Origin of the sequence: Dechloromonas agitata is5, assembly GCF_000519045.1 — a bacterium.
Lineage (GTDB): Bacteria > Pseudomonadota > Gammaproteobacteria > Burkholderiales > Rhodocyclaceae > Azonexus > Azonexus agitatus.
The window spans coordinates 2,474,564-2,494,845 of sequence record NZ_KI912532.1 but is presented as its reverse complement, the minus strand read 5'-3'; the positions used below and the strand labels follow the sequence as shown (position 1 = coordinate 2,494,845).

At 64.3% G+C, this 20,282-nt stretch carries 22 protein-coding genes; 16 read left to right on the top strand and 6 right to left on the bottom strand.

What is annotated here, in order from left to right; genetic code table 11:
* Nucleotides 1–10 precede the first annotated feature (10 nt).
* Entirely contained in the window at nucleotides 11–1,363 is a 1,353-nt protein-coding gene (locus tag K420_RS0112200; RefSeq protein ID WP_027458309.1) for a sodium-dependent transporter, read from the bottom strand.
* Between the two features lie 203 nt (nucleotides 1,364–1,566).
* On the opposite strand from K420_RS0112200, the gene parC reads away from it, so the two are divergent.
* A complete protein-coding gene (gene parC, locus K420_RS0112195) occupies nucleotides 1,567–3,981 on the top strand; it encodes a DNA topoisomerase IV subunit A (RefSeq protein WP_027458308.1) in 2,415 nt (804 codons plus the stop codon).
* Nucleotides 3,982–4,051: 70 nt separating this feature from the next.
* Here the strand turns inward: parC and K420_RS0112190 are convergent, their stop codons facing one another.
* The 3 genes from K420_RS0112190 to K420_RS18920 form a co-directional block, all read right to left on the bottom strand.
* The gene (locus K420_RS0112190) at nucleotides 4,052–4,231 is read right to left on the bottom strand and encodes a hypothetical protein (protein ID WP_157275077.1); all 180 of its coding nucleotides are present in this window, start codon (nucleotides 4,229–4,231) and stop codon (nucleotides 4,052–4,054) included.
* A gap of 95 nt (nucleotides 4,232–4,326) precedes the next feature.
* The gene (locus tag K420_RS0112185; protein ID WP_027458306.1) at nucleotides 4,327–4,884 is read right to left on the bottom strand and encodes a phasin family protein; all 558 of its coding nucleotides are present in this window, start codon (nucleotides 4,882–4,884) and stop codon (nucleotides 4,327–4,329) included.
* Between the two features lie 143 nt (nucleotides 4,885–5,027).
* Nucleotides 5,028–5,813: an NAD-dependent deacylase gene (locus tag K420_RS18920; RefSeq protein ID WP_035855933.1), complete on the bottom strand. Its 786-nt coding sequence runs from the start codon at nucleotides 5,811–5,813 to the stop codon at nucleotides 5,028–5,030.
* Nucleotides 5,814–6,016: 203 nt separating this feature from the next.
* On the opposite strand from K420_RS18920, the gene K420_RS20725 reads away from it, so the two are divergent.
* The 15 genes from K420_RS20725 (at nucleotide 6,017) to K420_RS0112105 (ending at nucleotide 16,753) form a co-directional block, all read left to right on the top strand.
* Nucleotides 6,017–6,193 (top strand): hypothetical protein, encoded by a 177-nt coding sequence (locus K420_RS20725; RefSeq protein WP_198293841.1) that lies wholly within the window; start codon nucleotides 6,017–6,019, stop codon nucleotides 6,191–6,193.
* 67 nt (nucleotides 6,194–6,260) lie between these two features.
* Nucleotides 6,261–6,812, top strand: coding sequence for an SCO family protein (locus K420_RS0112170; RefSeq protein ID WP_027458305.1), 552 nt, complete (start codon nucleotides 6,261–6,263; stop codon nucleotides 6,810–6,812).
* Complete coding sequence (locus K420_RS0112165) at nucleotides 6,812–7,138, top strand: hypothetical protein (RefSeq protein ID WP_027458304.1); 327 nt, start codon at nucleotides 6,812–6,814, stop codon at nucleotides 7,136–7,138. Before K420_RS0112170 ends, K420_RS0112165 begins: the two co-directional genes overlap by 1 nt.
* Complete coding sequence (locus tag K420_RS0112160; protein ID WP_027458303.1) at nucleotides 7,101–8,237, top strand: ABC transporter permease; 1,137 nt, start codon at nucleotides 7,101–7,103, stop codon at nucleotides 8,235–8,237. Before K420_RS0112165 ends, K420_RS0112160 begins: the two co-directional genes overlap by 38 nt.
* Nucleotides 8,234–8,908 carry an ABC transporter ATP-binding protein gene (locus K420_RS0112155; protein WP_027458302.1) on the top strand — a complete coding sequence of 225 codons (675 nt, stop codon included), beginning with the start codon at nucleotides 8,234–8,236 and terminating at the stop codon, nucleotides 8,906–8,908. Before K420_RS0112160 ends, K420_RS0112155 begins: the two co-directional genes overlap by 4 nt.
* Nucleotides 8,908–9,915 (top strand): hypothetical protein, encoded by a 1,008-nt coding sequence (locus K420_RS0112150; protein WP_027458301.1) that lies wholly within the window; start codon nucleotides 8,908–8,910, stop codon nucleotides 9,913–9,915. The genes K420_RS0112155 and K420_RS0112150 overlap by 1 nt, the downstream gene beginning before the upstream one ends.
* A 1-nt stretch (nucleotide 9,916) precedes the next feature.
* Complete coding sequence (locus K420_RS0112145) at nucleotides 9,917–10,408, top strand: TlpA disulfide reductase family protein (protein WP_027458300.1); 492 nt, start codon at nucleotides 9,917–9,919, stop codon at nucleotides 10,406–10,408.
* On the top strand, nucleotides 10,405–10,587 hold the full coding sequence (locus tag K420_RS0112140; RefSeq protein ID WP_027458299.1) for a heavy metal translocating P-type ATPase metal-binding domain-containing protein: 183 nt from the start codon (nucleotides 10,405–10,407) through the stop codon (nucleotides 10,585–10,587). Before K420_RS0112145 ends, K420_RS0112140 begins: the two co-directional genes overlap by 4 nt.
* Nucleotides 10,588–10,598: 11 nt before the next feature.
* Entirely contained in the window at nucleotides 10,599–10,976 is a 378-nt protein-coding gene (locus K420_RS0112135) for a hypothetical protein (protein ID WP_027458298.1), read from the top strand.
* A gap of 10 nt (nucleotides 10,977–10,986) precedes the next feature.
* The gene (locus K420_RS0112130; RefSeq protein WP_027458297.1) at nucleotides 10,987–11,589 is read left to right on the top strand and encodes a hypothetical protein; all 603 of its coding nucleotides are present in this window, start codon (nucleotides 10,987–10,989) and stop codon (nucleotides 11,587–11,589) included.
* Nucleotides 11,586–14,012 (top strand): heavy metal translocating P-type ATPase, encoded by a 2,427-nt coding sequence (locus tag K420_RS0112125; protein ID WP_027458296.1) that lies wholly within the window; start codon nucleotides 11,586–11,588, stop codon nucleotides 14,010–14,012. The genes K420_RS0112130 and K420_RS0112125 overlap by 4 nt, the downstream gene beginning before the upstream one ends.
* An 88-nt stretch (nucleotides 14,013–14,100) precedes the next feature.
* Complete coding sequence (locus K420_RS18915; RefSeq protein WP_051453109.1) at nucleotides 14,101–14,853, top strand: Crp/Fnr family transcriptional regulator; 753 nt, start codon at nucleotides 14,101–14,103, stop codon at nucleotides 14,851–14,853.
* Nucleotides 14,854–14,887: 34 nt separating this feature from the next.
* Nucleotides 14,888–15,589, top strand: coding sequence for a sulfite exporter TauE/SafE family protein (locus K420_RS0112115; RefSeq protein ID WP_027458295.1), 702 nt, complete (start codon nucleotides 14,888–14,890; stop codon nucleotides 15,587–15,589).
* A 79-nt stretch (nucleotides 15,590–15,668) separates the two neighbouring features.
* A complete protein-coding gene (locus K420_RS0112110) occupies nucleotides 15,669–16,271 on the top strand; it encodes a nitrous oxide reductase accessory protein NosL (protein ID WP_027458294.1) in 603 nt (200 codons plus the stop codon).
* Nucleotides 16,271–16,753, top strand: coding sequence for a nitrous oxide reductase accessory protein NosL (locus tag K420_RS0112105; RefSeq protein ID WP_027458293.1), 483 nt, complete (start codon nucleotides 16,271–16,273; stop codon nucleotides 16,751–16,753). The genes K420_RS0112110 and K420_RS0112105 overlap by 1 nt, the downstream gene beginning before the upstream one ends.
* Nucleotides 16,754–16,796: 43 nt before the next feature.
* Here K420_RS0112105 and K420_RS0112100 read toward each other — a convergent pair whose 3' ends face one another.
* Together K420_RS0112100 and K420_RS0112095 are read right to left on the bottom strand one after the other, a co-directional pair.
* The gene (locus K420_RS0112100; RefSeq protein ID WP_027458292.1) at nucleotides 16,797–18,809 is read right to left on the bottom strand and encodes a sensor histidine kinase; all 2,013 of its coding nucleotides are present in this window, start codon (nucleotides 18,807–18,809) and stop codon (nucleotides 16,797–16,799) included.
* Nucleotides 18,788–20,152, bottom strand: coding sequence for a sigma-54-dependent transcriptional regulator (locus tag K420_RS0112095; protein ID WP_035854792.1), 1,365 nt, complete (start codon nucleotides 20,150–20,152; stop codon nucleotides 18,788–18,790). Before K420_RS0112095 ends, K420_RS0112100 begins: the two co-directional genes overlap by 22 nt.
* Nucleotides 20,153–20,282: the final 130 nt, after the last annotated feature.

Sequence of the window (20,282 nt, the reverse complement as noted above, 5' to 3'; positions counted from 1 at the left end):
AGCGGGCGCCTCAGCCAAGCAGGCCGATCACGTGCAGGAAGATGAGCAGGATGGCGACCGGGGAGACGTAGCGCACCACGGTGAACCACAGGGCGAAGGCTCCGCCGCTGAGGCCGATTTCCTCCCGGACATGCTCGCGCTTCATGACCCAGGCGGTGAACACGGCAATCAGCAGGCCGGCGACCGGCATCAGGAACTTGCTGGTCAGCGCATCGAACAGGTCGAACAGCCCCAGTCCGAAGATCTTGAACCCCTCCCAGGCATTGAAGGAGAGCGCCACGGCAATGCCCAACAGCCAGATCAGCCCGGCCAGGCTGAGCACGGCGGCGCGGCGCGACCAGCCGAGATGCTCGACCAGCCACGACGTGGCCGGCTCGATCAGCGAAATGGCCGAGGTCCAGGCAGCAAAAACGACGAGCACGAAAAACAGTACACCGATCACGTGGCCGCCCGGCATGCCGGCAAAAGCCAGCGGCAGCGTCTGCAGGATCAGGCCCGGACCAGCGGCCGGTTCCAGCCCCTGGGCGAACACGAAAGAAAAGATCGACAGCCCGGCGAGCAAGGCCACCAGGGTATCGGCCCCGGCAATGACCAGGCTGGTGCGCGGAATCGACACCTCCCGCCCGAGGTAGGAGCCATACGTGATAATCGCACCCATGCCCAGGCTGAGCGTGAAGAAGGCGTGGCCCATGGCGGCCAGCACGACCTTGCCGCTGATCGCCTGCGGCTCGAAGTGGAACAGGAAACGGAAGGCCGCCGACAGGTCGGCGGCAACCGCACCATAGCCGAGCAGCACGAGCAGGATGGCGAAAAGCGCCGGCATCATGATCTTGTTCGCCCGTTCGATGCCGCCGGTCACCCCGCCCAGCACGACACCGGCCGACAGCACCATGAACAGGCTGTGCCACAGGATCAAGCGTCCCGGGCTGGCCAGAAGATCACCAAAAGCCGCGCCCAGCGCCGCCTTGTCCATCCCCTGAAAGCCCTCGACCGCGCGTAGCGTGTAGTCCAGCACCCAGCCGGCCACCACGCTGTAGAAGGAAAGGATGAGCACCGATCCGAGAATGCCGATCAGCCCGATGACCTGCCAAGCCCGGCTCGCCCCGGCCTCGTCGGCCAGACTGCGCATGGTGCCGACCGGATTGCTCTGTCCCCGGCGGCCGAGCATGCTCTCCGCCATCAGCAAAGGCACCCCGATAGCGGCAATGCACGCCAGGTAAACCAGCACAAAGGCGCTGCCGCCATTCGTTCCGGTCATGAAGGGAAATTTCCAGATGTTGCCCAGCCCGACTGCCGAACCGATGGTAACCAGCATGAAGGCCCAGCGGCTGGACCAGTGGGTGCGGACGGACGTCTGTTCCATGATGTCTCCGGTGAATGCTCGAGGCCGCGGCCGGCCGCCCCGGCGAAAGTGACGAAAGGGGTGCATTTTATCGCCAACCACCGGCCGTACGGTTTGGGAATAACCCGCAGGCCGCCGCCTGGCCCTGAACGGATGGGACCATCACCACGCCAGGCAGCGAAGTTCGAGTAACATCGCGCCCTGCCTGATTTTTTGCATTGACCATGAGCGACCAACCCGATCTGTTCACCGCCCCCGCGGAAGCCGAAACTGCCGCTGAAACGGCGCCTGCCGTGACACCCAGCGCCATTGACGTGGCGCCAGCCGCAACACCAGCCGGGAGTGCGGGGCACGCCGAAGCGGACGATGCCGGCGCGCTGCCCCCCCTCCCCCCGGCTGCCAGCGGCCCGGCCGACGACATTCCGCCGCCCGCCGACTATGCCGCCCGCCGCTATCTCGAATACGCGATGAGCGTCGTCACCGGCCGCGCCCTGCCCTCGGTGGCCGACGGCCAGAAGCCCGTGCAGCGCCGCATCCTGTACGCCATGCACCGCATGGGCCTGTACAAGAGCCCGAAGCATGTCAAATCGGCCCGCGTCGTCGGCGACGTGATCGGCAAGTACCACCCACACGGCGACTCGTCGGTATACGACGCGATGGTCCGCATGGCGCAGGACTGGAGCCTGCGCTACCCGGTGGTCGACGGCCAGGGCAACTTCGGCTCGCGCGACGGCGACAACGCCGCCGCCATGCGCTACACGGAAGCCCGCCTGACGCCGATCGCCGAACTGCTGCTCGCCGAACTCGACGAAGGCACCATCGACTGGAAGCCAAACTACGACGGCGTCAACGACGAACCCTGCCTGCTGCCGGCCCGCCTGCCCTTCTGCCTGCTCAACGGTGCCTCGGGTATCGCAGTCGGCATGGCGACTGAAATCCCGTCGCACAACCTGCGCGAAGTGGCCTGTGCCGCCGCGGCCCTGGTCCGCAACCCGGCAACCAGCGAGGACGACGTGCTGGCCATGATCCCCGGCCCCGACTACCCGGGCGGCGCGCAGATCATCTCGTCGGCCGAGGAAATCGCCGCCACCTATCGCACTGGCCGCGGCAGCCTGCGCGTCCGCGCCAAATGGAAGATCGAACCGCTGGCCCGCGGCCAGTGGCGCCTGGTCATCACCGAACTGCCGCCCGGCGTATCGACCGCCACGGTGATGTCGGAAATCGAAGCCTGCTCCAACCCGGTGGCCAAGGAAAAGGCCGGCAAGAAGGTGTTCACGCCGGAACAGCTCAATCTCAAGGCCGCCTTCCTCTCCGCCATTTCGGAATCCGGCGTGCGCGACGAATCGGGCAAGGAACACGACGTCCGCCTGGTCATCGAACCCGCTTCGTCGCGCCAGGGCCAGGACGACCTGGTCCGCCTGCTGCTCGCCCACACCAGCCTGGAAACCAACGCGCCGATCAACCTCACCGTGCTCGGCGTCGCCGGGGCGCCGCGCCAGGCCTCGCTTTATTCGATCATCGCCGAGTGGAGCCGTTTCCGGCTGACCACCGTCGAGCGCCGCACCCGCCACCGCCTGAGCGCCGCCGAAAAGCGCATCCACATCCTCGAAGGCCGGCAGGCGATCCTGCTCGACATCGACAAGGTCATCAAGGTCATCCGCGAATCGGACGACCCAAAGGCCGACCTGATCGCCGCCTTCAAGCTGAGCGACATCCAGGCCGAAGACATCCTCGAAATCCGCCTGCGCCAGCTGGCCCGCCTGGAAGGCCTCAAGATCGGCGAGGAATTGGCCAAGCTGCGCGAGGAAGCGGCCGGGCTGAACACCCTGCTCGATTCCGAGGAAGCCCTGCGCGCCTGCGTCGCCGCCGAAATCGAGGCGGATGCGAAGAAATACGGCGACGACCGCCGGACGCTGATCGAGGCCGACGCCAAGGTCACCTTGTCCGATACCAAGAGCCTGTCGATCCCCGACGAGCCAACCACGCTCATCGTCTCGAAACACGGCTGGCTGCGTTCGCGCTCCGGCCATAACGTCGATCCGACCCAGCTCAGCTTCCGCTCCGGGGACAGCCTGCTCGCCTGCCTGCCCTGCCGGACCGTGGACCACCTGATCCTGCTCGACCACCAGGGCCGCGCCTATTCCATTCCCGCCGCCGACCTGCCGGGTGGCAAGGGCGATGGCGTGCCGGCCACCTCGCTGGTCGATTTCCAGGATGGCGGCAAGCTCTGCCTGGCGCAGGCCGTATCGGCCGACAAGCTGTACCTGGTAGCCGGCGAAGGCGGCTATGGCTTCCGCGTCAAGGGCGAGGACTTCGTCTCGCGCGGCAAGGCCGGCAAGGCTTTCCTGACGCTCGACGACGGCGAAGCCCCGGCCATCTTCCAGCCGGCTCCGGCCACCGGTGACATCGCGGTATTCACCAGGGACGGCCGTGCCCTGGTCTTTGCGCTCGACGAAATCCGCCAGCTGGCGAAGGGCCGCGGCCTCAAGCTGATCGACGCGACACCGGGCAAGACGGCGCTGGATGAGATCATTCCCGTCATCGACGGGGTCGCGGGCAAATTGAAGGGGGAACGCCTGGATAATTGCCGCGGCAATCGCGGCAGCAAGGGCAAGCCGGTCAAGACGCCGCGCAAATAAGGCGGCCTGCCGCCAAAAACCCAAGAGCCGAGGTCATGTGCCTCGGCTCTTTCATGAAAACACGGTGAATTCAGGCCGCCTTGCCGCCCTCGTGCATGCTCTCCACTTCCTCGTGTTCCCATTCCTTGATGGCATCTGAAACCAGGCGGGCCTTTTCGTGCGCGTCGGGCTGGTGATGGTGTTCTTCCGCGAAATGTTCGATGGCCTCATGAATGGCTTCGGCTTTGCTGTGGGCGTGCGTATGGGGCATGGCAATCTCCTTGTCAGTGTTCTGCAATGAAAAAGCCCTTGGGGTCGCCAAGGGCTTTTTGACGGCGAGCGGCGAACCGCTCCCGAATGGGCGATTTAGGCAGCCTTCTTGGCGGCGGTCTTCGGCACGGCGACGACGTTGGCGGCTTTCAGGGTGGCACTGGTCGCAGCGGCAACGCTCGCTTCGGCCACTTCGGCAGCCTGCTTGGCAGCCTTGTTCAGGCCTTCGTAGGCTTCGTTCGCGGTCTTGATGGCGCTCTTGACAGCAGCAACGGCAGCTTCCGAACCGACCGGAGCGGATTCCAAGGCCTTCTCGACCAGGCCGGAGACCTTGGCGTTGGTTTCGGCAACCTGGGATTCGACTTCCTTGGCGATCTTGTCCTTGGTCTCGGAAGCGATGGCGATCACGTTACGCGAGTATTCCATGCCCTTCTCGATGGACGGCGCGGCCAGTTCCTTCTGGATGGCGACGAAGGACTGGACGTCCTTGGCACCCAGCAGGGTGTTCAGGTTGGACATGGCAGCTTCGAAAACCGAACGGGCGGCGGCCAGGTTCAGCAGGGCCAGACGCTCGATGCCGTCGAAGGTGGTGTTGGCGTAGAACAGGGCGAAATTGAAGCCGGACTTGGCGAAATCTTCGGGTTTGGTATACATGGCGCTTCTCCTGGGGTTGGGGTAATCTATTTTCTGCAGCCCAATGTTGCACCGCAGCATGATCAAATTCTATCCACCGCAACCCGGATGTCAAGTTATTTTGTGCATTGCACAATTTCAATTCAATAACACACCACCTGAACTCAGGAATCCACCGCATCCAGGCCCAGCGCCTCGAGGAGGCGGCTCATCGCATCCGCTGCCCCGAGCGGCACATAGAAATCGACGATATCGCTCAGTTGCGTGCGTGCCGGATTGATCTCGACCGTCGGTATCCCTTGGTTGGCAGCCACAATCATCGGCTCAACGATGTAGGGAAAAACGCTCGACGTACCAATGCTGAAAACGATGTCGAAGCCCTCCTGGAATGCCGCAATGAAGCGCTCCATCTCGTCGTTCGGCAAAGCCTCGCCGAACAGGACGACATTCGGACGCAGGATGCCCCGGCAGGCCGGGCAGCGCGGTGGAATCTCCCGCCCCGTCAGGTCGCCGGCGGTCTCCCGATGCGCACAGACCGTGCAAGTCAGCTCCTGCAGGTTGCCATGAATCTCGACGACATCCTTACTACCCGCCGCACGGTGCAGGCCATCCACGTTCTGCGTGAAGACCATCACGCGCTCCAGATGATCCTCGAGCCGGGCAATCGCCCGGTGTGCCGCATTGGGCTGTGCCCCGCGACAGTTCTTCTCGATCTCGATCAGGTATTTCCAGGTAATCTCCGGCCAAACGGCGAACAGTTCGCCAGAGAGCGCCTCCTCGATACGGATGCCCTCGGCCGTTAACTCCCGGTCGTACAACCCGCCGACACCGCGATAGGTCGGCAATCCAGAATCGGCCGAGATACCGGCGCCGGTGATGAACAAGGCTCGCCTGGCCTGCCGCAGCTGGCAGGCGATTTCCTCGATGACGGTGTCGACCGTTGTGTCCATGTGCAGCAAGACCTCCTCCAGACCCGGGAACAGGCCGATCAAGGTTGCCTTGACGCCGTTGTTCCCGTCTACGTGAATGATGCGAATGAGCGGATCGACGCTACCCCAATCAGGGTAGGGGTGCGTCACGGTGCGACAATATGTCGCATCCTGCTCTACAACAATAATCGGTACGATACCGAAAAAGCGTAAGGGAGAATGCCATGAACCAGAAACCGCAAACCCAGAACCAGCCGGAAATGGCTTCCTTGCTGCTCGGCGCGGGCTTTGCCCTGGCCTCGCTGATCATCCTGCCTGCGGTTGCCCAGCGCGTCGGTCTTGGTTCCAGCGTCACCATCGCCCTGCGCGGCGCCCTGATGCGAGCAGCCAATCGTTTTTGACCCAGATGCTAGCCTGATTCCGGCCCCACAGGCAGACTCGCAGTCTGCCTGTTTTTTTCCCCGGAACATGAAAAGACTCTCCCTGATCGGCCTTGTCGTGGCCTGCCTGCTTGGCTGCCAGCCGGGGCGCGACCCGAAGCTACCGGCCGGCGCGGATTTCCTGCTGCAAACGGCCGACGGGCCTATCGATTCCCGCCAGCTGCGTGGCAAGGTACTGCTGGTGTATTTCGGTTACACCAACTGCCCGGACATCTGCCCTGCCTCGCTGGCGGCCGGCGGCCAGGCGCTGAAGGCGCTCAAGCCGGCGGAACGCGCCCAGGTCAAGTTGCTGATGATCTCTGTCGATCCTGAACGCGACACGGTCAAGCACCTGAAGGAATACACCGCCTTCTTCCACCCCGACATGGCCGGCGCGACCGGCACGCCGCAGGAAATCGCCGCCCTGGCCAAGGCCTTTGGCGCCGGCTACAACAAACAACCAGCCAAGGGCGACGGCAGCTATGCCGTCGATCACACGACCTCCACCTATGTGATCGGTACCGACGGCAAACTGGCGCAAGTCATCGAACTGGGCGCTTCGCCCGACGCCATCGTGGCCGCCATCCGGAAGCAGTTGTAATGCGCCCATCGACCTTCGCGATAAGTGGGCTCGCCATTCTTTCGCTGGCCGCGGCGGCTTTGCTCGCCAATCCGGGCCAGGCCCGCGAAGCGGAACAGAAACTGGCGGACAACCGGGCATTGGTCGAAAAATACGGCCTCACCGACCTGGCCCTGTTTACCGAGGCCCGCTACACTCGCCACCCGAGCCAGGCCGATCTGCATTCGGCCTTTCAGGATCACCCCGGCGCGCTCGAACATTTCCCGAGCGGCTCGCTGCTGGCCCCACGCCCCTCTGCATTGAAACCCCATGAGCCCCTGGCTGGAAAAACAACTACACCTGATTGATTTCACGCTGGCCTCGCTCGGCCGGCGCAAGACCAAGAACATCGGGCTGCTCGTCGCCTACACCCTGATCGTTTTCGTGCTGGCCTCGCTGACCCTGTTCACCCACGCCCTGCGCAGCGAAGCAACCTTCGTGCTGGCCAGTTCGCCGGAGGTCATCCTGCAGCGCATGGTCGCCGGCCGGCACGACCTGATCCCGCCCGACTACATCGAGAAAATCGGTCGCCTCCGCGGCGTTCAGAAGAAGGAAGGCCGCCTCTGGGGGTATTACTACGACCCGGTGCTCAATGCCAACTACACCTTCATGGCGCGGCCGGCCGACGAGGTCAAGGACGGCTACATCATGGTCGGCAACACGCTGGCCCGGGAGCGCGGCCTGGCGGCACACAACACCATCTCCTTCCGCTCCTACTCCGGCAAGCTGTTCACCTTCGAGGTGTCGGCCGTCCTGTCGCCCGATTCGGAACTGCTGTCAGCCGACCTGGTGCTGCTCTCGGAAAACGATTTCCGCAAATTCTTCGAATACCCGGCCGGCCATTTTACCGACATCGCGCTCTCCGTCGCCAATCCGCAGGAAGTGCGCAACATCGCGGCCAAGCTGTCGAGTTCGCTGCCCGATTCCCGGCCCATCCTGCGCGAGGAAGTGCTGCGCACCTATCAGAGCGTTTTCGACTGGCGCGAGGGCATCGTGCTGACCGTGCTGGCCGGCGCCATCCTGGCCTTCGCCATCCTCGCCTGGGAAAAGGCCTCCGGACTGTCGGCCGAGGAAAAGCGGGAAATTGGCATCCTCAAGGCCATTGGCTGGGAAACCGGCGACGTCATCCGCATGAAATCCTGGGAAGGACTGCTCATTTCGCTGACCGCCTTCCTGCTCGGCTTCATCGCTGCCTACGTGCACGTTTTCCATCTCGGCGCGGCGGTCTTCGAACCGGTTCTCAAGGGCTGGTCGGTGCTCTATCCGAGCTTCACCCTGGTGCCGACCATCGACGGCCTGCAGATCGCCACATTGTTTTTCTTCACGGTATTCCCCTACACGGCCGCGGTGCTGGTGCCGATCTGGCGCGCCGCCATCACGGACCCCGACGCGGTAATGCGCGCATGATCGAACTCTCCGACATCAAGAAAGCCTTCAACCAGGGCAAACCCAATGAATACTGGGCGCTGCACGGCATCGACCTGGCGCTGGAAGCCGGCAAGGTCACTGCCTTCCGCGGCCCGAGCGGTTCCGGCAAGACGACCCTGCTGACCATCGTCGGCTGCCTGTCGCGGCCGACCAGCGGCCGGGTGCGCTTCAAGGGCGAAGACATCTCCGGCCTGCCGGAACGTTTCCTGACCGACATCCGCCGGCAGAGCTTCGGCTTCGTGTTCCAGCAATTCAACCTGATCAAGGGCCTCTCGGCCCTGGAAAACGTCATCCTGCCCGCCTTTCCGACCGGCCGGCCGCGTCGTGAACTGATTTCGGCCGCCGACGCCTTGTTCGACCAGCTCAAGCTTGGCCATCGCAGTGCCGCCAAGGTCGAATGGCTCTCCGGCGGCGAACAGCAGCGCGTCGCGATTGCCCGCGCCCTGATCAACGACCCGGAAGTCATCATCGCTGACGAACCGACGGCCAACCTGGATACGGCGCTGTCGAAGGAATTCATGGCCATCCTCGAAGGCTTCACGGCAGCCGGCAAGACAGTGCTGCTGACCAGCCACGACCCACTGGTCGTCGAATCGTCTGCCGTACATCGCGTCGTCGGCATGCGCGACGGCCGGTTGACCGACGACTGATGCTCTTCCAGCCCGCCATCATCGCGCTGCTGCTGGCTGCCGGCCTGGCCGTCGTCATGCTGGCCGGCGCGGCGCCCTTCGCTGTCCAGGTCATCCGCCACTGGGACATCCACAGCGGTTCGGAACGCCAGCTGGCGCTGGAACGCCGCACCTACCTGTTCTCGACGCTGCTCACCTTCGTCCTCGTCGCCCAATTGGCCGCGCTGCTGCTCTTCGTCTTCAACGCCGACCGGCTGTCGGTGATGTTCGTCGGCGCCATGTGCGCGGTCGGCACGCTGAATGTCAACGCCTGGGGGTTTCCGTCGCTGATCGCGCAGATGGCCGTGTTCTTCCTGGCTGCCATCTGGCTGGCGATCAACCATGTCGACACGTTGGCCCGCGACTATCCGCTGGTCCGCATCAAGTACGTGCTGCTCCTGCTCCTGCTGCCTGTCCTCGCCACCAATCTCTGGTTGGAAGTGCAGTATTTCGTCAACCTGAAGGCCAACGTGATCACCTCCTGCTGCGGCAGCATGTTCTCCGAGGAGAGCAAGACCATCACCGCCGAAGCGACCAGCCTCGAACCCCTGCCCGCCCTCTGGCTGTTCTATGGCGGCATGCTGGCTGCCATCGCCGCCTCCCTCTGGCATGGCCGCCGAGGCGGCCGGGCAAGCGGCTTCCTGACCGCCCTGACCAGTGGTGCGGGCTTCGTTGCCGCGATAACCGGTGTGCTCTCCTTCGTTTCGCTCTACATCTACGAACACCCGCATCACCACTGCCCCTTCTGCATCCTGAAGCCGGAGTACGATTACCAGGGCTACGGGTTGTACATCCCGCTCTTCATCGCCACGGCAGCCGGGCTCGGCGCCGGGGCCATGCAGTCCTTCGCCGGGCGGCCTAGCCTAGCCACCATCGTGCCGCGGGTTTCCGCCCGGCTGGCCAAACTGGCCGCTGCCGGTTTCCTGCTGTTCACGGCACTCTCCACCTGGTTCATACTGGCTTCCAACCTGATCCTGATCGAACACTGACATGCGCATCCTCCTGCTCATTGCCACGCTGCTCCTCGCGGCCTGTGGCAACGATGCCCCCAAGGCCAATATCAATATCGGCAGCATTGCCCCCACCTTCCAGACCTTCCGGGCAGATGGCGGCGCCACACATTTCCCCGCGGCCTTCTTCGGCAAGCCACTGGTCATCCGCTTCTGGGCCGACTGGTGCAAGTATTGCGAAGGCGAAATGAAGGCGATCGAGGCCGTCTATCAGCGTCACAAGGACAAGGGACTGGAGGTGCTGGCGATCAACGCCGGCCAGGACAAGAAGACTATCGACGCCTTCATCAAGAAAATCGGCGTCACCTACCCCGCCCTGCTCGACGAAACATCGACCATCGCCCGCAACTATGGCGTCGTCGCCCTGCCAACCACTTTCTTCATCGATGGCAAGGGCATTGTGCGGGCCAAGATCGTTGGTGAGGCCGACGAAGTGACCTTCGAGCGCCATGCCCTGGAATTACTCAAATGAGTGAGAATCGGGCCTGTGATCTGTGCGGACTCGATGTCGGCGCCAAGCCTTTCCTCCTGCACACACCGGACAAGCAATACCAGTTCTGCTGCGAGGGTTGCCGCGGAATCTACGAGATGTTGCATGACATCAAGGAAGCGACGCCGGACAACAACGATAATCAGCCTAAGAGTTCTTGAAAGGAACGATCATGATGACCGAAGAAATGATGAAGCAAATGCCGCACATGATGAGCCAGGCCGGGCAGATGATGACCAAACCCGTCGCCACCGGCGCCATGATGGCTGCCACGGGCTTTGCAGCCGGTCGCGGCCTGCTCGGCAACACCTTGCTGCGCAACCCGCTGGCCCTGCTGGCAGTTGGTGCCGCTGGCGGCATCGCAGCCGGCTTCCTGCTCTTCAAGTACCAGAAGGAAATCGTCGAGGGCCTGTCGAAGGTCAGCGGCATGGGCAAGGATTTCGCGCTGAACCAGAAGGAAAACCTCAACGACCTGATGGCCGAGGCCGAGGAAAAACTGGAAGGTCGCAGCACACCGCCGGCCCCGGCCACGGAAGCACCGGCCGCCTGAGGAATACACCATGTCGCAAGCTGCCCAACTGGCCGGACGTATCGTCGTCTGCCATCGCGAGCGGGGTTTTCTGCGGCTGGAACTGCCGGCCGAGTTGTGCACACCGGACGTCGCGGCCGACCTGGGCGCCGGGGTGAGAACCCTGACTGGCGTTCTCAGCGCGGCGGTCGATACCGGCTGGCAACGGATTTCCATTCGCTACGACGCTGCCCAACTAACGACCGCCCAAGTCGCCCGCCAGCTTTTTGATGTGGTGGATGCCCTGCCGCTCGACACTGCCGCAATGCCGGCCGACGCCGCGCCGGCTACCCCGGCCTGGTCGCTGGAACAGGGCTTCCAGCCCCTGCTCGACAAGCTGAAGGCCCGCCTGCTGCCGGCCGAGCCGCCCCCGGAAGGCTCACTGCAGGCACGCTTCCAGCCGATTGTCGACAGTGCGCTGACCGAGAAGGCAATCACCAATTTCTTCAATGACATCGTCGCCTTCTATCTGATCCGGGTGCATTGGGACCTGATCACCAAGCGCTGGCTGCAGAATCCGATCGCCAACAGCAACGCCTGGCTGGCCACCTTCTACCTCGTCTTCCTGCTTGTCCGCTACCGCAAGACCAAATGAAGCATTTTCGCGTCGTTCACCGCCTTTCACGCCGCATCCGGGTCATTGCACCGCCGCTCGTCAAGGAGGCTGAACGCTGCTACATCCTGGAAATCCTGCTGCGCAAGCACCCGGCGGTGAAGGACGTCGCCATCGTAGCCGACATCGGCTCGCTGGCCATCCGCTTCGACCCGCTCGCCCTGCCCGAGGAACGCCTGCTGGCAACGCTCGATGCCGTACTCGGCAACCTGGTCGCCGCCCCCAGGGCACAACCGGTCGCTGCCGCGCCGGTCGATGGACCAGTGAGCGAATGTTCGGTGGCGGTCGAAGGCATGACCTGCGCTTCCTGTGCGCTGCTCATCGAAATGAAGTTGAAGCGCGATCCGCGCGTGCGCAACGCCGCCGTCAACTTTGCGGCAGCAACCGTCACGGTGCAGGGCGTGATCGACCGCGATGGCGTGTCGGAGGTCGTGCGCCGCCTCGGCTATGAAGCCCGGCCGATGGATACGCTGTCGCAACGCCGCCTGCTCGTCGAGCGCGAAAAGGAACGGGTCGAGGAAGCGAAGAAGCGCTTCGTGCAATCGGCCCTGCTCACCGTTCCGGTGATGATCTCCGGCATGATGATGCACCGCTCGCCCACCCTGCGCGTCATGGAATTCGTGCTGTCTTCCGCTATCCTGTTTGGCAGCAGCCAGAGCATTTTCAAGAAGGCCTGGGCGCTGGCCAAACAGGGCGAAGCGAACATGGACACGCTGATCGCCATCGGTTCCGGCGCGGCCTGGGTTTACAGCATCCCCGGCGTGCTGAAGATGCATCACCATGTCTATTTCGAATCGGCAGCCGGCATCTGCACCTTCGTCCTGCTCGGCCGCTACATGGAAGAGCGCGCCAAGGGCAAGGCCAGCGAGGCGATCCGCAAGCTGATCGAACTGCAGCCGGAAACCGCGCTGCGCATCGAGGCCGATGGCAACGAGCGCGAGATTGCCATCGACGACGTGCAACTCGGCGACGTGCTGCGTGTCCGTTCCGGCGACAAGGTGCCGACTGACGGCCGGGTGCTGGAAGGCCGCTCCAGCATCGACGAGGCGATGATCACCGGCGAGTCGCTGCCGGTCGCCAAGGCGCCGGGCGATACGGTGATCGGCGGCTGCCTTAACGGCAACGGCAGCTTCACGATGACCGTCACCGCCATCGGCGGCGATACAGTGCTCTCCGGCATCGTCAAACTGGTCGATCACGCGCAGGGCAGCAAGCTGCCGGTACAAAAACTGGCCGACCGCATCTCCGCCCGCTTCGTACCGGCAGTCGGCGGCGTTGCCGCCCTTACCTTCGGCGGCTGGGCACTGGCCGGAGCGCCGGTTTCGGCTGCGCTGGCCCATTCCGTCGCCGTACTGCTCATCGCCTGCCCCTGCGCCCTCGGCCTCGCCACACCGACCGCGATCATGGTCGGCACCGGGCAGGCGGCCAAGCGCGGCATCTACATCCGCCATGGCGAGGCACTGGAAACGGCCGCCAAGCTGACCACCGTCGTATTCGACAAGACCGGCACGATCACCGAGGGCAAGCCGGTGGTGACCGATGCCTTCATCCTGCCCGGCATGGGCGAGGACCGCCTGGCGTCGCTGGTCGCCGCTGCCGAAGCCGGTTCGGAGCACTTCCTGGCCCGCGCGCTGGGCGAATGGAGCAAGCCACGCCTGAAGGACAGCCTGACAGCCGAGGTTTACGCCGCCCATCCCGGGCGCGGCGTCACCGCCCGGGTGGACGGCCTCGACATCATCATCGGCAATGCCGCCCTGCTCGAAGAAAGGGGCATCGCCCTGACAGCGCTCGCCGATGAAGCCGGCCGCCTGGCCGATCAGGGCAAGACGCCGGTCTACGCCGCGATCGACGGGCGGCCGGTCGCCATTTTCGCCATCGCCGACCAGCCACGACCGGGTGCCGCCGAAGCCATCGCCCTGCTCCATCGCCTGGGCCTGAAGACGGTCATGGCGACCGGCGACGTCGAGGCCGTGGCCAGCCATGTCGCCCGCGAGGTCGGTATCGACCGCGTGCTGGCCCGCTGCACGCCGGCCGACAAGCTGGCCGCCGTGCGCGAACTGCAGGCCGCCGGCGAGAAGGTCGGCATGATCGGCGACGGCATCAACGATGCCCCCGCCCTGGCCGCTGCCGACGTCGGCTTCGCCATCGGTGGCGGCGCCGACATCGCCGTCGAATCGGCCGACATCACGCTGGTCGGCGGGGACATCGCCCGCGTCGCGGCCGGTATCGACCTCTCCCGCAGGACGATGGCGATCATTCGCCAGAACCTGTTCTGGGCGCTGGGCTATAACGTCATCGCCATTCCGTCCGCTGCCACCGGCCGTCTGAATCCGATGATCGCCGCCGCGGCAATGGCGATGAGCTCCGTCTCGGTCGTCGCCAATTCCCTACGCCTGCAGCGTTGAGGTTAAGATCATCCCCTTGGCAGTTCCGTTTCATGCAGCCACAACGACAGCGGTATCCAGCCGCGTCACTATTCCCCAATGAGAATCGATGGCCACTATCAATCGCACCCACACCTGCTCCGGTCGTAGCAACTGCTTCACGTGTTCCCTGCGCAGCACCATGGTCTGCGCCGATGTCAGCCTGGAGGATCTGGCGGCCTTCCATATCCCGATCGACGACATGGCCTTCGAGGCCGGGGCGACGATATTCAACATGGCCGACCAGGCCAATGCGGTGTATTGCGTCCGCCAGGGAGCCATCAAGCTGCTGCGCTACGACGTCAGCGGCAACCAGCGCATCGTCCGCTTCCTGAAAAAGGGCGATGTCGTCGGCCTCGACTCGGTTTTTGCCAACGAACAGCAGCACACGGCCATTGCCCTGACGCCTACCCAGTTGTGCCGGATTCCGATGAGCCACTTCAAGGACTTCATCGCCAAGCACCCGGGACTGCAACTCCGCCTGCTCGAAAAAACCCAGGAAGCCCTGCGCGAAACCGACTCCTGGCTCTCCGAACTGGTCAGCAACACGGTTCCGGCCAAGGTTCGCCTGGCCCGCCTGCTGTTGCAACTCCGCATCGGCGACAGCGACCGCGTGCACCGTCTGAGCCTGGCCGATTTCGGCGGCATTCTCGGCATCACCCCGGAAACGGTCAGCCGGCTGCTGACTGAACTGGGTGACGCGGGCATTCTGGTCAAGACCGGCCGCGGCCTGAACGGCCGCAACTATCAGGCCGACATCCCGGCGCTGACAGCCATTTCGCTCGATCCCAGCCGCGCCCGGCAGTCGCCGAAGACCTACTGACCGCCAGCGGCCGGTAACCCGCCAGCCCTAAGTCATGGATCACACCCACGCTCACGCCGTTGCCGAATTCTCCTACTGGCTCGCTTTCATGACCGGCCTGCTGGGCAGCGGGCATTGTCTGGGGATGTGCGGTGGACTGGTTTCCGGTTTCTTCATGAAACTCGGCGCCAAGGGGCCATGGCCCTATCTGGCTTACCATGCGGCACGGGTCGGCATCTATACGGTAGTCGGCGTGATGGCCGCGGCGATTGGTGCAGTGCTCATCTCGACCGGGCAGATCGGCCTGTGGCAGGGCGTTTTGCAGATCGTTGCCGGCACTGTCGTGATTCTGCTGGGCCTGGACCTGCTCGGCGTGTCGCCGGTGCGCAATCGTGTCGGTTTCGCTCCCATCGCGTGGCTGCGCAAGCAATTCGGCCTCGCCGTGCAGAAGGGACCGGTGGTCGGCGCCCTGATCGGCGGCGCGATCAACGGCCTGATGCCCTGTTCAATGACCATGGCGATGGCGGTCAAGGCGACGACGGCCCCGTCGGTCATCGAGGGCGGCCTTCTGATGCTCGCTTTCGGCGCCGGCACGCTGCCCTCCATGCTTTCCGCCTCGGTGCTGTTCGGCAAGCTCGGCCCGCGCCTGCGCGGCTGGTTGCTGAAAGGTGCCGCACTGTTCGTCATTGCCCTCGGCATGTCGACGCTGTGGCAAGGTCTGCGCTACTACCTGGTGATGTATCGCCTGGTCGTCTGACTGCGACATTATGTCGCAGAGAGCGAACATCACCCGGGGCTAATATTTGGGTACTACCAACGCAATAGGGAGAACAACCATGAAACGCCGCGATCTGCTGAAGATTTCCGCCCTGGCCGGCCTCGCTGCCACCACGACGCACGCCAGCGCCGACAGCTGCGCCGGTGACGGTACGCCCGCCCAGTTCATTCCAAAAAAACCGGCCGATGCCAAGCCGCTGGACAACGAACTGCAAAAATACCCGAAGTGCCCATACTGCGGCATGGACCGCCAGGAGCACCATCGCAGCCGCATGCTGGTGCAGTATTCCGACGACCTGACCGATGGCGTTTGCTCCATCCACTGCCTGTCGCTCAGCCTGGGGGTCAATATCGACCGCGAGCCGAAGAATATCTGGGGCCCGGATTACGGCGCTGCCACCGAGCCGCGCCCGCTGGCCCCGGTCGATACCCTGATTTACCTGATCGGTGCCGACCTGAAGCACGCGATGACCAAGAAGAGCAAGCATTCGTTTGCCTCGGCCAGCGTCGCCAAGGAATTCCAGGCCAAGCATGGCGGCACGCTGGGCAATTTCAACGACGCCCTGCGTGAAAGCTATCTCGGCATGGCGGACGATGTGGCGATGATCCGCAAGAACCGCGAGGAGCGTCGCAAGCGCGCTGCCGAAGCGAAGAAGAGCTGATGCACCGCCGCCTGTTTCTGAGCCTGATGCTCGCCGCCTGGGTTCCCCTGGCCAGTGCGCAGGCCACTCCTAAGCCGGGCGCCAGGGATCTCTGCCCGGTTTGTGGCATGCTCGTCTCCAAGTACCCGAACTGGGCGGCCGCGGTGACCTGGAAGGATGGTCACGCGCATTTCTTCGATGGCGCCAAGGACATGTTCAAGTTCCTCGGCGACCTGGCGAAATTCGCACCGGGCCATCGCCCGGAAGACATCACTGGCATCTACGTCACGGATTTCTACAACCTGGAACGCATCGACGCCCGCAAGGCGTATTTCGTCACCGGCTCCGACGTACTCGGCCCGATGGGCCACGAGTTCGTGCCGCTGGCCAGCAAGGCCGATGCCGATGATTTCCTGAAGGACCACAAGGGCAAGAAGCTCTACACCTTCGAGCGCATCACCCCGGCCCTGGCCAATGGGCTCGATAACGGGCGTTTCGACTGAAGGCCGAACCGGCTGTCACCGAGCGGCCTGCGGGCCGCTCTTTTTACAGCCCCTGCGGCTCCAGGCGAAGCCAGACGGTAAATTGCGCGCCCTTGCCAGGCGCGCTTTCTGCCGTAATCTTCCCACCGTAACGTTCGACCAATGCCTGGCTGACCCATAGCCCGAGCCCGTTGCCGCCCGGTTTCTTGGCGGTGAAGAAAGGCTTGAAGAGGCGAGCGAGGTCGGCTTCGCTGATACCGGGGCCGGAATCGGCGACAACCAGCCGGATGCCGAGCGGCATGTCGGCCTCATCCCAGTCCTCGACGCCGATTTTAAGCACCCCGCCACTCGGCATGGCCTGGATGGCATTGACGAACAGGTTGATGATCACCTGCTGCAATTCGTTCTTGTTGCAGGTGATGCGGCGACTGGAGTCGATATGCTGCTCGATAGCGATGTCGCCCTTGGTCAGCAGGTGGCGGACCAGCAGCAGGCAATCCTGCAGCAGTTGGCCGGTTTCCACCGGTTCCAGGTAACCGACGTAATCCTGTGGCCGGGCGAATTGCAGCAGCTTGGCGACGATCAGCCGGATGCGCTGTACCTGTTCGTGGATCAGCCGGATTTCGTGCTCGACCGGCTCGGCACGCGGGCCGAGCACGTCACGCAGCACATCGAGATTGCCCTGGATGACCGCGATCGGATTATTGATCTCATGCGCCACACCGGCCGTCAGCTGGCCGATGGCCGCGAGTTTTTCATTCATGACCAGTTGCGACTGGGCGGCCTTGAGGTCGGCCACCGCCTGCTCCAGCTCCGCCGTGCGCGCCGCCACCTTGGCGTCGAGCGAGCTTCCCCAGCGCTTCAGCGAATCGGCCTGCAACTGCAGCTGGTCGAGCAGGCGGTCAAAGTGGGCAGCCATGACACCAAGTTCGTCCTCGCCGGCTACCGGGCCGACTCGTGCATCCTCCTCGCCGTATTCGATCGCCGTCATCGTCGCGTGCATGCGTTCGATCGGCTTGAATACACGCCGCGCCGAAACGGCAGCGTAGATGCCGGCGAGCAGCATGGCGATGAGGAAAAACCCGGCCACGGCATAGAAGGCATGCCAGCGGGCCCGGGCAAACGGCTGTTCGAGGAAGCCGACGTAGAGCATGCCCACGCGCTGCTGCCGGCCATCAAGCAAGGGCTCGTAGGCCGAAACGTACCAGTCGTTGACGACGAAGGCGCTGTCCAGCCAGGTTCTGCCCTGCTTAAGCACCGCGTCGTGCACCACGGCCGAAACGCGTGTCCCGATCGCCCGTGTGTCGCCGAACAGCCGGACATTCGTGGCCACCCGTACGTCACCCAGAAACAACGTCGCGGTCCCGGCACTGCCCAGCGGCAGCGCGCCGTCGGGATAAACGACGGCATTCAGGTTGTCGATGAAATCGAGGTTCTTGTTGAGCAGGACACCACCTTCGAGCACGCCGATGACCACACCCGCCGCATCGACCACCGGCGCCGCCGAGTGGATGACCAGTCCGCGCTCCTCCACCGTCCGCCCGGTTGGCACGGCATTGGCTGTCGCGATCAACGGTGTCGCGGCGCGACCGGCGAGGGCCGGATCGAGCGCGGCGAGCTGGGCTGCCGAAAAAATCTCGGTCTCGGTGCGGGCACTGCCGGCCAGGGCCGAGGCCAGCACCTCCCACTCCCCGGCCAGGCGGCGCGCCGTGTCGCGATCGACAAAACGCAGGAAATCCAGCTGGCGGGCGGCCATGGCCGACTCCAGGATGGCCGACAGCTCGCGGCTCGGACGGCCGTGGCCGGCAACCACGGCCCGTACCAGACGGTCGGCTACGGCCTGGCTGGCCAGTGAATGGCCGACCCCCTCGGCCACCCGTTCGTAGTAGCTGTGGGCAACGGCCAGGTCGCTGCGTACCTTGGTGCTGAGCAACTGGTCGAAATAGCCGCCGCCCCAATAGGCGAGCGCCGCCATGATCAGCGGCAGCACGACGCCGAGGGGCAACAGGGCGAGGAGCAGCAGGCGGGTGCGGATCGAGCGCCGCGCCGGCTGGCTCAGATGCCCCAGGCCTGACACTTGCGATCCATGGTCTTGCGCGAAATGCCGAGCCGGCGGCTGGCTTCCGATTTGTTGCCCTCGCAGGCGGCGAGCATGGCCAGGATATGGCGCTTCTCGACCGCCTCGAGGGTTTCGTCGATGCCGGCCGGCGCCGGTTCGATCACCCGCCCCTCGGGCTCCGGCCCGATATCGAACCAGCCGAGGATCAGCGAACGTTCGACCAGGTTGCGCAATTCGCGCACGTTGCCCGGCCAGTCGTAGTCGGCCATCCGGGCCAGCGTACGCGGGTCGAGGGCAAGTGGCGGAAGCCCCAGGCCGGGGGCAAGCAACTGCATGAAATGACGGACGAGCAGCGCAATATCCTCCGGCCGCTCACGCAACGGTGGCAGGGTTATTTCCAGCACCTGCAGCCGGTAGTAGAGATCCTGCCGGAAACGCTGGGCAGCGACTTCAGTCTTCAGGTCGCGGTTGGTGGCGGCGATGACGCGCACATCGACGGCGATTTCCTGCTCCGAGCCGACCGGCCGGATGCGCCGCTCCTCCAGCGCCCGCAGCAGCTTGGCCTGGGCAGCCAGCGGCAGTTCGGAGATTTCATCAAGGAAGAGCGTACCGCCCCGGGCGTAGTAGAACAGGCCCTCGCGGTTCTGCTGGGCGCCGGTATAGGCCCCCTTGATGTGGCCAAACAATTCAGATTCGATCAACTCGGCCGAAATAGCCGCGCAATTGACCGGCACGAAAGGCCCATCCGCCCGGTTGCTCATGCGGTGCAGGGCGCGTGCTGCGACTTCCTTACCGGTGCCCGATTCGCCGCAGAGCAGCACGGTCGCCGGCGTCGGCGCGATGCGCTTGAGGCGCTCGCACACCTTGAGCATCAGCTCGGACTGGCCGACCACCCCTTCGACATCAGCCGCCCGGGTGCTGACTTCGCGACGCAGCACGAAATTCTCGCGAGCCAGGCGGGAGCGCTCGAAGCAGCGCTGAATCGCGTTCAGCACCTGGGCCAGCGAAAAGGGCTTGAGCAGGAAATCCGCCGCACCGGCGCGCAGCGCGTCGATCGCCGTGTCGAGGTCGGCGTAGGCGGTCATCAGCACCACATCGCCGGCAAAACCATCCTGCCGCAACTCGTGCAGCCAGTCGATGCCCGAGCAGCCCGGCAGCGCGATATCGAGCACGATCAGGTCGTAGCGGTTGCGCTGGATCAATGGCCGGGCTGCCTCGACGCTGTCGGCGCAGTCGACTACGCCGCAGCGCGAACCGAGGGCGCGCTGCAGGAAACTGAGCATCCCCGGTTCGTCATCGACCACCAGCACCGAATACTCCGGCCACGGCGCTTCGTGTTCGCTCGCCAAACTTTCTTCCATGTCTCCGCCACATTCCGTTATGCGTTTGTTTGGCCGGATTTTCTCATGCCTGCCGGACGGAAGGGCAGCGCGGCAAACCCCAAGTCCGGGCCGGCCGATCGACCTGTTAAAATGCCGCCCGCGGTCTGCG